The following is a 12,966-nucleotide window of genomic DNA, read 5'->3' as shown; positions in this document are numbered from 1 at the left end:
GGGGGAGGGGGCCTCGGCCCGAACAACAGAGAGAAGCCGGTCCGCCGGCGCGACATTTGGGAGTGAAGACATGAACAAGACGATCCTCATCGGCGCCGCCGCCCTTCTGGGCCTGGCGATCGCCCCGGCCGCCATGGCCCAGACGGTGACCGGCACGGTCAACGTCACCGGCTCCGTCGCGGCCAAGTGCGTGGTCATCACCGGCGGCAGCGGCGGCACCTTCTCGGGCTCGATCCCGCTGGGTGAACTGGCCCAGGCCGACGGCACCCTGTCGACCACCCTGTCGGGCTCGACCAACGCCAGCCCCGGCGGCTCCACCCAGTTCCGGGTCAACTGCAACAGCGCCGCCCCCAAGGTGACCCTGAGCTCGACCCGCCTGGCCCTGACCCCCAGCGCCTCGGCCCCGACCGGCTACACCGGCGTGATCGACTACACCGCCGCGCTTGACGCCGCCCTGGCCAACAGCACGACCCAGACGGTCAGCTACGTGACCGCCGCCGCCCTGCCGGCCGCCACGGTCCAGAACCTGTCGACCAGCCTGGCCAACAGCGCCGGCAACCTGACGGTCAAGGCCTACGCGCTGAACACCGCCTCGGGCGCGCTGCTGATGGCCGGCAACTACGCCAGCACGATCTCGATCACCATCGAGCCCTCGTGATCGCGCGGAAAGGGGAGAAACGCCATGCGTAGCGCCCTTCTCCTGACCGCCGCCGCGGCGAGCTTCACGCTCGTCGCGGCCGGGGGGCAGGCCCAGGCCCAGAGCGTCACCGGCACGGTCCAGGTGAATGGAACGGTGGCCAACCGCTGCCTGTTCGTCACCGACAACGTCGTGCTCGACCTGGGCGAACTGTCGCTGCAGACCGGCGACGTCGCGGCCATCGGCCGCCTCGACCAGGCCAAGCTGACGAGCCGGACGGCGACGCTGAACGGCTGGTGCAACGGCGTGTCGGCGACCATGGCGGTCGAGGCTCAGCCGATCTTCAACACCAGCTTCACCGCCACGGCGCCGACCGGGTTCGAACGCCGGATCGACTACACCGCCACCGCCTCGGCCGCTCCGGCCAGCGGTTCGGTGTCGGCGTCCGACACCACCGTCACGTCCGGCGGCGGCTCGGCCAGCACCACCGGCATCTTCGCCAGCGACATCGTCGTCAGCTTCGCCGACGCGGCCACGCCCGCCGGCGGCCGGCTGATCTCCGGGTCCTATTCGGGCTCGGTGGCCGTGACGTTGGCTCCGGCCACCTGAAGGGGAGGAAGGTCGTCATGATCCAGCACCGGACCTGTTTCGCCAAGGGCGTTACGAGCTTTGCGGCGGCTCTCGCGGCCCTCGGCTCGCTGTCCGTCGCGACCGGCGCCCAAGCCCAGGATCCCGTCCAGGGAACCGTCGGCCTGGACGCCCAGGTGGCCCAGGTCTGCGTGCTGGGGACGCCCAATCCCGGGACCCTGGCTCTGGGCCAGATCTCCGAGGCCTCGGGAGCGCGGGTGGGCCGGCTGACGACCATCGCCAGCCAGTCCATCCAGCTGCCCGGCACCTTCTGCAACTACGCCGGCGCGGCCCTGGCCATCTCGGCCTCGCCGCTGGCGGTGACCGCCACCACCCAGACCGGCTTCGTCGGCTCCGTGGACTACACCTGCACGATCAGCGCCTGGGGCGCGACGGCGGCGACGGTTCGCACCAGCGCCGGCAGCAGTTCGGGCACGGGCTCCAGCGCGACCAATCCCGCGCCGCAGGAAACCGACCTGACCCTGGTGGTCTCGGACTTCGCCGTGAGCAGCGACGACCTGCTGCAGCCGGGCGCGTACCTCGCGCTCGTGACCATCACCCTCGGGCCCGATGCGGGCCTGGCCGCTTCGGGGAGCTGAACCATGCGGCGCACCTTTCTCATCCTCGCCCTGGCGCCTCTGGCTATCGCCCCCTTTGCCATGACGGGCGCCGCCTCGGCCCAGACCTACGGACCGTCCGACAGCGCCGGGCCGATCCAGATCACCGCCACCGTGCCTGACAACATCTGCACGATCGGCGACCTCTCCGACGGGGACAACCTGTTCGACGTCGGGGTGATGATCGACACCACCACGGGCCTGCTGCTGTCGACGCTGTCGGCGCCGCCCAAGGTGCTGACCGGAACCCAGTGCGGCGCTCCGAGCCAGCTGACCATCTCCGCCACCCAGATGACGGCCCAGGCCTTCACGACGACGCCGCCGAACGGCTTCTCGCGCGGGGTCGACTACACGGCCACGGCCTCGGGCTGGACCACGGTGGACGCCAGCTACGCCACGGGCGACGCCGCCAACGCCGCCGCCACCCAGACCCGCGACACCGGCGGATCGGGCCAGATCACCATCAGTCTGTCGGACTTCGCCACCGCCGGCGGTCCCAGCCTGAGGCCGGTCGCCGACGACACCTATCAGGGGGCGATCGTCGTCACCCTGGCGGCGATCAGTTGAGCGGGGAGGGCGCCATGACCAGCACCAATCGCATGAAGGCCGCCGTTCTCGCCGGGGCCTCGGCCGTCACCCTGCTGCTGCTGGGCCAGATCGCCCGCGCTCAGACCGACGACAACACCCGCGACTTCGTGGTCCAGGGCCAGGTGCCCAAGGTCTGCACGATCGCCTCGCCGACGCTCGGCGCGAGCCAGCTGGTCAACTTCCTGACCCTGACCGGCGGCACGCTGCAGGTCGACCAGCTGACCGACCCCGTCACCCTGTCGACCCGCGCCGCCTCGGCCCAGGTGACCTTCGCGGCGGTGTGCAACTACGCCCACCAGATCGTGCTGGAGAGCCAGAACAACGGCCTGTGGCGCTCGGAACTGGGCCTGACCCCGGCCCCGACCGGCTTCAGCGACGCTGTGCCCTACACCGCCACCCTGGCCTGGGGCCCGATCAACAACCGCTTCGAGGCCGACGCCAGCGCCCGCCAGATCCGCGACAGCGCCCAGGCGGTCGACCAGCCGGTCGTCGGCGACGTGACCCTGCGCCTGGATATCCAGCCGGGCGCCACGAACCTGCAGACCAATGCTCCGCTGGTGTCCGGCGTCTACCGCGACACCCTGCGACTGACGGTGGAACCCCAATGAAGACCGTCCTCATCCTCGCCGCCGCCGCGACGCTGGGCGTCGTCGCCCCCTTGGCTCCAATCGCTTCGGCCCAGACCGTGAACACCACGGGCGACCAGGCCGCCAGCCAACTGGAGCTGATCGCCCAGGCGCCCAGCGCCTGCGTGCTGTCGCCGCCCTCAGCGGCCAGCGGCGCCAACGCCAGCTTCACCGCCCAGGGCGGCCAGGCCGGCGTCGTGCGCTTTACGCAGTTCGTAGATCCCCAGACGGCCCAGCCGCGCGACGCCTCGATCAGCCTGGCCTTCCCGGTGGTCTGCAACTCGGCCCACCGCCTGGTGGTGCGCACCGACGGCACGGGCCTGTCGCGCACCGCCGGCGCCGCGCCGGCCGCGGGCTTCCGCGACAGCCTCGACTTCCAGGTCACGGCCGACTGGGCCGGGGCCAGCGCGTCAGGCTCGAGCACGGCCCTGACTCCGATCGACCTGGTCACCGCCAACGGCGCGGCCGGACAGATGAACCTCGTCGTCGCCGTGGCTGGCGGCGGGGCGCCGATGGTGGCCGGCGACTACGCCGGAACGCTCGTCGTCGAACTGGAAGCCCAGAACTGAACTCTCGAACACCCATGAGGAGCGGACACCGAATGACTCGTTCGAAAATACCCGGGGCGAAGACCTACCGGGGGCGCTTGCTGGGAGCCGCTTGCGCGGCCCTGCTGGCCCTCGCGGGGTTGGCGGCGCAGGGGACGCCGGGCTTGGGCGGAAGCGCCCTGGCCATGACCGTCCAGCCCGTCGTCATCGACCTCAAGCCGACCGGTCGGGGCATGTCCCAGATCGTCACGGTGCAGAACACCTTCGCCAACCCGCTGCCGGTCGAGCTGCACGCCGAGGAGCTGTCCTTCGACGACAAGGGCGCCCATCCCAGCGACGCGCCGACCAACGACCTGCTGATCTTCCCGCCCCAGGCGGTGATCCAGCCGGGCGAGACGCAGTCGTTCCGGATCCAGTGGGTGGGCGATCCGGCCCTGGCGCAGAGCAAGCACTACTACGTCACCGTGGCGCAGATGCCGGTGAAGCTGCCGGAGGGCCAGTCGGCCATCCAGATCCTCTACAACTTCCAGGTCCTGGCCAGCGTCGGCCCCGCCGGCGGCAAGCCGTCCCTGGCCCTGTCCAAGAGCGAGATCGGAACCGACGCAGAAGGCAAGCCGGTGCCGATCGTCTACGTGGCCAACACGTCCAACACGCACGGATACCTGTCCCGCGGAAAGCTGCGGATCATCGAGAAGGACGCCGCGGGCAAGGCGGTCTTCACGCGGACCATTCCCGGTCCGGAGATCCAACAGACGATCGGCTTCGGCCTGATCGCCCCCGGCCAGACGCGGCGGATCGCCGTTCCCATCGAACTGCCCTTGACGGCGGCAGCAGGAGGCTCCCTTGAGGCTCAATTCTCGTCCGACGAAGGGCGCTAGGTCCTTGACCTACCGCCGCTGGCTGCTGGCGGGATGCCTGGCTGGCGCGACGCCCCTCGTCGCGCCCCTGGCAGCCCTGGCCGAGCCGATCCCCTACGCGATGCTGGCCGCGGCTCAGGAGCCGACCAGCGCGCCTTCCCCCGGTGCGGCCACCGCCGCCGACGCTCGCCGCCAGCTCAATCCGACCGGCCGCGACGTCAACCTGACGGTGCCGCTGAAGACCGGCGACTACTATCTGGGCGACATGCCGCTGGCGATCTCGGCCGACGGCCAGCTGTCGATGCCGTCGGACCGGCTGCTGAGCCTGCTGGCTCCGCTGCTGGACACCCCGGCGATCGCGGCCCTGCGCTCGTCGCTGGCCGGCCGCAGCACGGTCTCGCCCGAGGCGGTGACCGCCGCCAACATGAGCATGACCTACGACCCCCGGGCGCTCGAGCTGCGGATCGTGATCCCCGCCGAGCTGAAGGTGGTGCGCAGCCTGCAGGTCGCGCCGATGGACCGCACGGGCGTGGGGACCTACCTCCCGCCGGCCGGCTTCAGCGGCTACATGAACATCCGCGGCTCCGTCGACTACGTCGAGCAAGGCTTCGACGAGGGCTTCGGCGACCCGACCTTCCTGCTCGACAGCGCGCTGCGCATGAACGGGCTGGTGTTCGAGAACGAGGCCGTCTGGCAGCCGGGAGCTGACAACGACTTCCAGCGGCTGGGCACGCGCTTCGTCTATGACGACGTCAAGAACGTGCTGCGCTGGACCGCCGGCGACCTGCAGCCCGTCGGTCGCGGCTTCCAGTCCGCGCCCGACATGGCGGGGATCTCGATCTTCCGTTCCTACAGCGTGCTGCAGCCGCAGACGATCGCCCGCCCGCGCGGCCGCGAAAGCTTCACCCTGGCCCGGCCCTCCGACGTCAGCGTGATCCTCAACAACCAGCTGACCCGGCGCCTGCGCCTGGATCCCGGACGCTACAATGTGCGCGACTTCCCGTTCGCGCAGGGCTCCAACGACGTCCGCCTGGTCATCGAGGACGACACTGGCCGGCGTGAGACCTTGCAGTTCAACGTCTTCTTCGACCGCGCCCAGCTCGATCCGGGCCTGTCGGAATTCGGCCTGTTCGCCGGGGTCAAGGCGCCGCTGCTGCTCGACGGTCCCGACTACACCGAGGAATGGACGGTCAGCGCCTTCTATCGCCGCGGCATCACCGACCGGGTCACCCTGGGCGTCAACGGCCAGGCCGACGACACCACCGTCATGATGGGCGCCGAAGGTCTGTTCGGCACCAAGATCGGCACGCTGGGCGTCGACTTCGCCCTGTCGCACATCGATGTCTACGGCTCGGGCTATGCGGCGATCGTCAGCTTCCAGCGGCTGTTCCAGTTCTCCGGCGGCCGCGCCGACGCCCTGAACCTGTCGTTCGAGACCCGCAGCCGCGACTTCGGTCCGGTCGGGACCTTCATTCCTGACAACCGCTACGCCTACGAGGTCGGGGTCGGCTATTCGCACGCCTTCAGCGATGCGATCTACGCCAGCTTCGACGGGCGCTATTCGGCCGGACGCGACGCGTTCCCGGACGCCAGCGCCTATCGTCTGGGCATGGGCTACCGCCTGACCTCGAGCCTCGCGGTCACGGCCAACCTCATGTACGACGACGTGCCCGGACGCCGTGAAACCTCGGCTTTGATCTCGCTGTCCTGGCAGTTCTCGAACAACTCCAGCCTGCGGGCCGAGTACGACGGCCGCGAAGACCGCGCGCGGATCGCCTACCAGACGATCCACGGCCAGGGCGTGGGCTCCTACAACGCCTTCGCCGAGGTCTCGCGCTCGCCCGACGACTCCGCCTTCAACGGCAGCGTCAACTACATCGCCAACCGGGCGGAGCTGGGCCTGTCCCACTTCCAGGCCTTCGAGGGGCCCGACAACGGCCGCACCTCGATGCGGGTCGGCACCTCGATCGGCTTCGCCGACGGCGCGGTGTCGGTCGGACGGCCGATCTACGACAGCTTCGCCATCATCCAGGGCCACAAGAGCCTGAAGGGCGCGGACATCGTCGTGAACCCCACGCCGTTCGGCTACAGTTCCAATTCCGGCCAGATGGGCACGGCGCTGGAGACGGGCCTGGCCGCCTACGCCGAGCGCACGATCACCGTCGATGCGCCCAACGCCCCGGCCGGTTACGATCTCGGCTCCGGCTCGTTCCGGGTCTTCCCGCCGTATCGTTCGGGCTACCGCCTGGTGGTGGGGTCGGACTACTCGGTCACCGCCATCGGCCGCCTGGTCGACGCTGACGGCCAGCCGCTGGCCCTGGTGTCCGGCCGCGCCGTCGAAATGGCCAAGAGCGGCGAGGGCGCCGAGCCGATCACCATCTTCACCAACCGCGTGGGCCGCTTCGGCGCCTCGGGCCTGAGGCCCGGCCGCTGGCGGCTCGAAATGGGGACCTCGCCCCCGACCGTCTACTACCTCGACGTGCCGGAAAGCGCCGAGGGCTTTGTCAAGGCCGGGGACCTCAAGCCCGCCGCGTCCGGAGGCTGACATGAAACGCCGATCGCATATCCTGCTTCTCGGCCTGGCCGCCGGCCTCGGCGGATCGCTGCTGGCCTCGGGCTCGGCCCTGGCCCAGTGCGTGACCTTCGATCCCGTCGTCCTGTCGGGCACCTTCGACCCGTTCAATCCGAGCGGCACGACGGTCCAGACCCTGTCCATCACCGCCCGGCGTCCGCCGGCGGTGGGCGGCAAGAAGACGCAGGAGGTCGATTTCATCTACCTGCGCCGGCCGGACACGCCGTCGAGCCTGACGATCGTTCAGACCTCGACCGGCGGGCAGATCCTGGAAAACCCGCCCGGGCACGTGCTCGACCCCAACAACGTCAATCCCAACGAGGTCGAGCTGAACTTCGGCGGCGTTGGCCAGCCCGACGTGAAGACCTTCATGGTCACCATCACCGTGCCCAGCGGCGCCGACCTGCCGGCCGGGACGACGGATCTCTATCTGGACCAGAAATACTACTGCAAGCGCACCGGCGGCGCGGCCGACGAGTCCGGCGTGATCTCCAACTCGCTCGACATCCGCATCAACGTGCTCAGCGCCTTGCAGGCCAGCTTCGTCGGTCCCGCGCTGGATTTCGGCGAGATTGGAACGCTGGCCACGGCCGACCTGCCGACCACGCCCAATTCGGTGAAGCAGCGCACGGGCAATGTCCGCGTCGCCAGCTCGGGTCCGTACTCGGTGGCGCTGACCTCGGCCAACCAGTTCCGGATGACCTATCCGGGCGGCAACCTGGCCACGACCAACCAGCGCATTCCCTACCAGCTGGCCTTCCTCGGCCAGACCAAGACCACGGCCTCGCCGACCTTCAGCACCGTGACCTGTGCGCGGGCCGGCCTGTCGGGACAGTACCTGGCGGTGACGCCGACCCTGCTGGAAGGCGGGGCGGGCAAGGTCCCGGCGCCCAACTACCAGGACATCCTGACGGTGACCGTGACTCCTCTGGCGGTGCCGACCGGTACGACTCCCGTCTCCTGCATGTGACCTCGGCCCAGCCTGAAAAAGCCCCGCCGGCGCGCGCCGACGGGGCTTTCTTTTATCCGCGCGCCCGAGAGGGGCGGGCGCGAAGGATCAGAGGGCGGTGATGTTCACCGACAGGTCGCCGACCTGGCCGGCGTCCGCGCCCGGATCCAGGCGCAGGGCGTGGCTCTGCGAGGCGGCGGTGCTCGATCGGCTGATCAGGGTGACGCCGGTCGACGACAGCTGGATCTTCTCGCCGTCGACATAGACCGCGGCGTCGCTCAGGCCCTGGGCGTGGGTCAGGCGCACTTCGTAGCCGGCGGCGCTGTTGCAGAACTCGGTCATGCGGCCGAGGTCGGTCGACTCGGTGCTCGAGGCCGTCGAGGCGTCGAGGCTGACGCGGCAGATGACCGGCACGTGCCCTTCGAGGCGAAGCTCGTAGCTGGCCGGCGCGGCGGAAGCGGTGGTGGCGGCCAGGACGGTGAAGGCGGCGGCCATGATCATCGGAAAGCGCATTTAAAACCCCAGGAGTGAGGATGATGGGAGGATCATCCCGGGTGATGGTTAAGCACCGCACCCTAAAACATGGTAAACAAAACCATTAGTAAGAATGACAGACTGTCGCAATAGAATATTCGTTAGGCGATGCTTCTAATGATGCGTGCGTAATGCATTCTTACTATGTCCAATCTGGACAATAAAAAATCCCGTGAGGGGTGTTGTGAATGTTGGGTTGTGTTGGTTGTCGTGCGCGAGCGGCGGCGATCGACCGACGCCGGATCAGGACGAGGGGGTGCTGATGTCCTGATCCGGCGCTCGACGGGCGGGGCGGCTCCGCCGAGGAGCGTCGAGGCGTTGCGGACAGCCCCGACGAACCGGTCATCGTCGCGGCGGTGACAAAACGGGGGGATTTGCCCTCGCGACCTGTAAATATTAACATATACAGGTCGCTCCACAATAATGCAGCCTTACTAATGGCAAGAATAGAGCCGAGAATTTATCTCATTCGATGATGTCGGCGGAAGAAATAACCGAGACCAGTTCGGCCTGGCGGTGCACGCCAACCTTGACCATGGCCGAGGCCATCTGGACGCGCAGGGTGTTGATGCTGACCTTGCGCTCGGCGGCGATCTCGGCCGGCTCGAGGCCCTGGGCCACGCGGGCGACGATCTCCGCTTCCGCCGGCGAGAAGTTGAACATCATCCGCGCGCGCTCGGCGATGCGGGGAGAGGCTCGGCCGACCTCGCGGACCGTGACCAGGGCGCAGCGGAAGCCGCTGTCGTCGGTGCTGAACGGTTCGACCAGCACGACCAGGGGTTTCTGGCTGCGCGAGCGGTGGATCAGCATGGCCCCGGACCGGCCCTGGCGCACGGCCGCGGCGATGCGGTTGTGCAGGGCCTCGGCCTCGAAGCCGTTCTCGGCCGTCAGCAGCCCGCCCTTCTCGGACAGCCCGTCGCCGTGGGCGACGTAGCTCCAGGCCAGGTCGTTGGCCGCGTAGACGCAGCCCTCGCTGTCGGAGACGATGACTCCGAAATTCAGCAGGTTGAGGATGGCGTTGGCGACGTGCGGTTCGAACACGCCGCGTTCGACTTCCGAATCCACCACCTCGATCATCTTGATCAGTCCCATGTGTGACGCCCCGTCTGGTCGCCTTCCAGTCCCCGACAACAAGATCTTGTTTTAAGTCTGCGTTGCATCCACGGATTGTGACTGCTGCAATTCAAAAACAGATTTGTTTAATTTCGACACTGAAGGCTTGTGTAATTGATTTGATATTATTTCGTGGGGCGTCGCATACCCTGCATTGGGTAGTCAAAAAGACTATGTGGAGAAGACAACGCTATCAAATCGAGGCGCATCGTCGCGGTTTCTCCTGGCGCGCGATATCTCTGTAAATGCAGTGAAATGCAGTTTCACTACTTTCAGAGTTGAAGGTGGACCAGGCGGTGGCTGACGGCCAGCAGGCCCGAGTCCACGCCGACCTGCAGGGCGCCGACCGCGATGGCCACGCCATAGGGCACGCCGGCCCGGGTCCTGATCCAGCCGGGCATGGCCACGGCGTAGGGGCGGGCGACCAGCGCGACCAGGGCCAGGGCCCCGCCGGCGATCGCCGTGGCGATGGTCAGCAGCAGCAGGTTCTCCATGCCGGCGAACAGGGCCGCGACCGCCATCAGCTTGACGTCGCCGGCCCCGACCAGACGGCGCGCGAACATCGGCACGCCGGCCAGCATGACGAGGCCGAAGGCCATCAGGCTGGAGAGCCAGCTGGGCGCCGGCCAGAACAGGAACTGCGCCGTCAGGAACAGGGCCAGCAGGGCGGCCGGGATCCAGTTGGGGATCTTGCGGCTCCACATGTCCCACAGCGCCGCGACGATGAAGAAACCGGCATAGGCGATCGAACCAGCCAGGCGGACGAAGTCGATTTCCATCCCAGGTCTCCTGGATCAGTCTCAGGACCCGCCGCCGGGAAGCGGCGCGACGTCGTCGGGCGGTCCGCCGGCCAAGGGGGTGGCTTGGGGCGCCGGCGCCGGCGGCGCGGCGGCCTGCAGCACGCCCGGCGCGACCTCGCGGCCTTGCAGCCGGGCGGAATAGGCGATGTTGCTGAGCACGATGCGCGAGCTCGGATCGACCGCCAGCGCCCGTTCGTAGTAGCGCGCGCTGAGATCGAAGCGGCCCAGCTTGTCATAGACCACGCCCTGGGCGTTCAGCACCCGCACGTCGGCCGGCGCGCGGGTCGCCGCCAGTTGCAGCAGCTCCAGCGCCAGGGCGTAGTCGCGGGCGTTGATGGCCTCGGCGGCGCGGCCGTACAGGCGATCGACCGCCGCGGCGGGATCGGGCGCGGGCAGGGCGGCCAGGGCGCGGATCTCCAGCGGGGGCTGGCGGTGCGGCGTGACCAGGGCCGCCAGGCGCGACAGCGTCGCGCAGCCGGAAAGCGGGATCAGCAGCAGGGCGATCAGCAAGCGTCGCATCTTGGCTTCTCCTCTAGTGCCTCTTGAGGGCGGGCATCAGGTTGTGGACGACGTCGAGCCCGGCCGGCAGCAGCAGGGCGGTGATGATCACCGGCAGGATGCAGGCCACCAGCGGCAGGGTCAGCAGCACGGGGATGCGCATCGCCTTCTCCTCGCCGCGCAGGAACCGCCGCTCGCGCAGCTCGCCCGAATAGGAGCGCAGGGTCTGGGTGATGCTGGCCCCCAGGCTGTCGGTCTGGATCATCAGGGCCGCGAAGGCGCGCAGGGCGTCGACATTGACCCGGTCGGCCATCCGCCGCAGGGCGTCGGCGCGGCTGCGCCCGGCCCGCAGCTCCTGCGACACCCGGCCGAACTCACCCGAGATCTCCGGGTGCGAGGGCGCGATCTCGTGGCTGACGCGGATGAAGGCCGCGTCCACGCCCAGGCCCGCCTCGACGCAGACCACCATCAGGTCCAGGGCGTCGGGGAACTGGTGCTCCAGCCGCTCGCGGCGGCCCACCGCGCGCAGGTCGATGAAGATGGCCGGAACCACCAGGCCGAGGCCGCACAGCAGCAGCGCGCCGGCGATCACCGGCAGGCCGACGACCGGATTGGGCGACAGCTTCTGGGCGATCAGCAGGGCGGCGGGCAGGCCCACGGCCCCGATCACCCGGGCCAGGAAGTAGAGCGGCACGGCCGCGGGAGAGTCGAAACCGGCCTCGGCCAGGGTCTTGGCCAGGCGCGAGCGCTTCTTCTCGTCACCGCTCGTGGTCCTGGACTGCAGCCAGCCCAGCCATGAGGCCTTGGGCTTGGTGTCCTTGAGCAGGCCCCCGGCCGGACCGGCGGCGAGGGACGCCCCGCTGACGGCCCGCTCGCGCATGCGCCGCCGCAGGGCCGAGCCGGCCTCGACCTGGCGGAAGGCCAGCAGGGCCATGGCCGCGACGGCCAGGAAGACCCCAAATTGCAGAGCGATGGAGAAGAGAGCGTCCATGTCGCGGCCTCAGTATTTGAAGTTGACGATCCGGCGGATCATCAGCTGGCCGATGAAATAGAGTCCGATCACGCCGGCCACGACGGGCCAAAAGGCGGGATCGGAGAACTTGCTGGTGTAGAATTCGGGCCGGAAGACGCTGACCACGCCGACGCAGAACACCGGCAGCAGGCTGAGGATCAGGGCCGACATCCGGCCTTCGCTGGCCAGGGCCCGAATCCGCTTGGCCAGCGAGGCGCGGCCGCGGATCACGGTGGCCAGGCCCGCCAGGATCTCGGCCAGATTGCCGCCGGTCTCGCTCTGGATGGCGATGCTGACCGAGAAGAAGGCCACGTCCGGCGAACCGGTGCGCCGGGCCAGGTTGGCCAGCGCGTCGCGGAACTCCACGCCGTAGGTCGTCTCGTCCAGCACCAGGCCGAACTCGCTGCCGATCGGGTCGGGCATCTCCTGGGTCACCAGGCCGACGGCCGAGATCACGGGATGGCCGGCGCGCAGGGCCCGGATCATCACGTCCAGCGACAGGGGCAGCTGTTCCTCCAGCTTGGCCAGGCGCGTGGCGTGTCGATTGATGATCCACATGGCCGCGACCGCCATGCTGATGGCCGCCGCGCCGATCGCCGTCACCAGCACCTGCGAGACGGGCGTCTCCACCGGCTGGCTGCGCAGGAACACCAGCGCCAGCAGCCACAGGCCGCCGGCGACGGCCGCCGTGGCGCCCATCACCTGCAACGGCCCGGCGGTGATCCCCGACTGGCGCAGATAGAGCACGGCCTTGCCGTAGAGGGCGCCGAACGACGAGCGATCGATCCAGCTGCCGCGCGGGTCGCGCACCAGGGCCTCATAGACCTTGTCCTGGCTCATGCCGCCGGCCATCAGCGTCAGGCGGCGATTGACCCTCTGGGTGTGCTCGCGGGCCGATAGCAGCAGGTCGAAGATGGTCTGGCCGGCCAGCACGGCGGCGACGAAGGCCAGCACCAGCGCCATCGGAAAAAGCAGGCTGTCCATGGCT

At 69.0% G+C, this 12,966-nt stretch carries 15 protein-coding genes; 9 read left to right on the top strand and 6 right to left on the bottom strand.

Translation table 11 applies throughout. The annotated features are described in order from the left end of the window. Window positions 1-70: 70 nt before the first annotated feature. The 9 genes from AC1RRS_RS06870 to AC1RRS_RS06830 all read left to right on the top strand — a co-directional run bounded on the left by AC1RRS_RS06870 (window position 71) and on the right by AC1RRS_RS06830 (window position 8,042). Window positions 71-658, top strand: coding sequence for a hypothetical protein (locus AC1RRS_RS06870; RefSeq protein ID WP_110119383.1), 588 nt, complete (start codon window positions 71-73; stop codon window positions 656-658). Between the two features lie 24 nt (window positions 659-682). Further along, window positions 683-1,246, top strand: coding sequence for a hypothetical protein (locus AC1RRS_RS06865; RefSeq protein WP_492854486.1), 564 nt, complete (start codon window positions 683-685; stop codon window positions 1,244-1,246). 17 nt (window positions 1,247-1,263) lie between these two features. Then, window positions 1,264-1,863 carry a hypothetical protein gene (locus AC1RRS_RS06860; protein WP_492854485.1) on the top strand — a complete coding sequence of 200 codons (600 nt, stop codon included), beginning with the start codon at window positions 1,264-1,266 and terminating at the stop codon, window positions 1,861-1,863. A gap of 3 nt (window positions 1,864-1,866) precedes the next feature. Then, window positions 1,867-2,448, top strand: a complete 582-nt coding sequence (locus AC1RRS_RS06855) for a hypothetical protein (RefSeq protein ID WP_492854484.1) — start codon at window positions 1,867-1,869, stop codon at window positions 2,446-2,448. Window positions 2,449-2,462: 14 nt separating this feature from the next. Further along, window positions 2,463-3,077 carry a hypothetical protein gene (locus AC1RRS_RS06850; protein ID WP_110119379.1) on the top strand — a complete coding sequence of 205 codons (615 nt, stop codon included), beginning with the start codon at window positions 2,463-2,465 and terminating at the stop codon, window positions 3,075-3,077. Continuing rightward, window positions 3,074-3,664, top strand: coding sequence for a hypothetical protein (locus AC1RRS_RS06845; protein WP_492854483.1), 591 nt, complete (start codon window positions 3,074-3,076; stop codon window positions 3,662-3,664). Before AC1RRS_RS06850 ends, AC1RRS_RS06845 begins: the two co-directional genes overlap by 4 nt. Window positions 3,665-3,741: 77 nt before the next feature. Then, window positions 3,742-4,521 (top strand): fimbrial biogenesis chaperone, encoded by a 780-nt coding sequence (locus AC1RRS_RS06840; protein ID WP_492854482.1) that lies wholly within the window; start codon window positions 3,742-3,744, stop codon window positions 4,519-4,521. A 4-nt stretch (window positions 4,522-4,525) separates the two neighbouring features. Next, complete coding sequence (locus tag AC1RRS_RS06835) at window positions 4,526-7,045, top strand: fimbria/pilus outer membrane usher protein (protein ID WP_492854481.1); 2,520 nt, start codon at window positions 4,526-4,528, stop codon at window positions 7,043-7,045. A 1-nt stretch (window position 7,046) separates the two neighbouring features. Beyond that, window positions 7,047-8,042 (top strand): hypothetical protein, encoded by a 996-nt coding sequence (locus AC1RRS_RS06830; protein ID WP_492854480.1) that lies wholly within the window; start codon window positions 7,047-7,049, stop codon window positions 8,040-8,042. Between the two features lie 87 nt (window positions 8,043-8,129). Here the strand turns inward: AC1RRS_RS06830 and AC1RRS_RS06825 are convergent, their stop codons facing one another. From AC1RRS_RS06825 to AC1RRS_RS06800, 6 genes are all read right to left on the bottom strand, one after another. Beyond that, window positions 8,130-8,534, bottom strand: coding sequence for a hypothetical protein (locus tag AC1RRS_RS06825; RefSeq protein ID WP_492854479.1), 405 nt, complete (start codon window positions 8,532-8,534; stop codon window positions 8,130-8,132). A 486-nt stretch (window positions 8,535-9,020) separates the two neighbouring features. Beyond that, window positions 9,021-9,647, bottom strand: coding sequence for a helix-turn-helix transcriptional regulator (locus tag AC1RRS_RS06820; RefSeq protein ID WP_487292279.1), 627 nt, complete (start codon window positions 9,645-9,647; stop codon window positions 9,021-9,023). Window positions 9,648-9,940: 293 nt separating this feature from the next. Then, complete coding sequence (locus AC1RRS_RS06815; protein ID WP_492854478.1) at window positions 9,941-10,447, bottom strand: A24 family peptidase; 507 nt, start codon at window positions 10,445-10,447, stop codon at window positions 9,941-9,943. A gap of 21 nt (window positions 10,448-10,468) precedes the next feature. Further along, window positions 10,469-10,987 (bottom strand): tetratricopeptide repeat protein, encoded by a 519-nt coding sequence (locus AC1RRS_RS06810; protein WP_492854477.1) that lies wholly within the window; start codon window positions 10,985-10,987, stop codon window positions 10,469-10,471. A gap of 13 nt (window positions 10,988-11,000) precedes the next feature. Further along, entirely contained in the window at window positions 11,001-11,957 is a 957-nt protein-coding gene (locus AC1RRS_RS06805) for a type II secretion system F family protein (RefSeq protein WP_492854476.1), read from the bottom strand. Between the two features lie 9 nt (window positions 11,958-11,966). After that, window positions 11,967-12,962 carry a type II secretion system F family protein gene (locus AC1RRS_RS06800; protein WP_487292283.1) on the bottom strand — a complete coding sequence of 332 codons (996 nt, stop codon included), beginning with the start codon at window positions 12,960-12,962 and terminating at the stop codon, window positions 11,967-11,969. Between the last annotated feature and the right edge of the window lie 4 nt (window positions 12,963-12,966).

Source organism: Caulobacter sp. GW821-FHT12A07, assembly GCF_058807655.1.
Note: the sequence above shows the minus strand (reverse complement) of the source record. Positions and strands in the feature narration are given on the sequence as shown.

What these genes read in the sequence shown, in the direction of transcription:
- AC1RRS_RS06810 (WP_492854477.1), bottom strand. Translation starts at nt 10,987, where the DNA reads ATGCGACGCTTGCTGATCGCCCTGCTGCTGATCCCGCTTTCCGGCTGC.
- AC1RRS_RS06860 (WP_492854485.1), top strand. Translation starts at nt 1,264, where the DNA reads ATGATCCAGCACCGGACCTGTTTCGCCAAGGGCGTTACGAGCTTTGCG.
- AC1RRS_RS06865 (WP_492854486.1), top strand. Translation starts at nt 683, where the DNA reads ATGCGTAGCGCCCTTCTCCTGACCGCCGCCGCGGCGAGCTTCACGCTC.
- AC1RRS_RS06870 (WP_110119383.1), top strand. Translation starts at nt 71, where the DNA reads ATGAACAAGACGATCCTCATCGGCGCCGCCGCCCTTCTGGGCCTGGCG.
- AC1RRS_RS06825 (WP_492854479.1), bottom strand. Translation starts at nt 8,534, where the DNA reads ATGCGCTTTCCGATGATCATGGCCGCCGCCTTCACCGTCCTGGCCGCC.
- AC1RRS_RS06800 (WP_487292283.1), bottom strand. Translation starts at nt 12,962, where the DNA reads ATGGACAGCCTGCTTTTTCCGATGGCGCTGGTGCTGGCCTTCGTCGCC.
- AC1RRS_RS06820 (WP_487292279.1), bottom strand. Translation starts at nt 9,647, where the DNA reads ATGGGACTGATCAAGATGATCGAGGTGGTGGATTCGGAAGTCGAACGC.
- AC1RRS_RS06850 (WP_110119379.1), top strand. Translation starts at nt 2,463, where the DNA reads ATGACCAGCACCAATCGCATGAAGGCCGCCGTTCTCGCCGGGGCCTCG.
- AC1RRS_RS06845 (WP_492854483.1), top strand. Translation starts at nt 3,074, where the DNA reads ATGAAGACCGTCCTCATCCTCGCCGCCGCCGCGACGCTGGGCGTCGTC.
- AC1RRS_RS06815 (WP_492854478.1), bottom strand. Translation starts at nt 10,447, where the DNA reads ATGGAAATCGACTTCGTCCGCCTGGCTGGTTCGATCGCCTATGCCGGT.
- AC1RRS_RS06830 (WP_492854480.1), top strand. Translation starts at nt 7,047, where the DNA reads ATGAAACGCCGATCGCATATCCTGCTTCTCGGCCTGGCCGCCGGCCTC.
- AC1RRS_RS06805 (WP_492854476.1), bottom strand. Translation starts at nt 11,957, where the DNA reads ATGGACGCTCTCTTCTCCATCGCTCTGCAATTTGGGGTCTTCCTGGCC.
- AC1RRS_RS06855 (WP_492854484.1), top strand. Translation starts at nt 1,867, where the DNA reads ATGCGGCGCACCTTTCTCATCCTCGCCCTGGCGCCTCTGGCTATCGCC.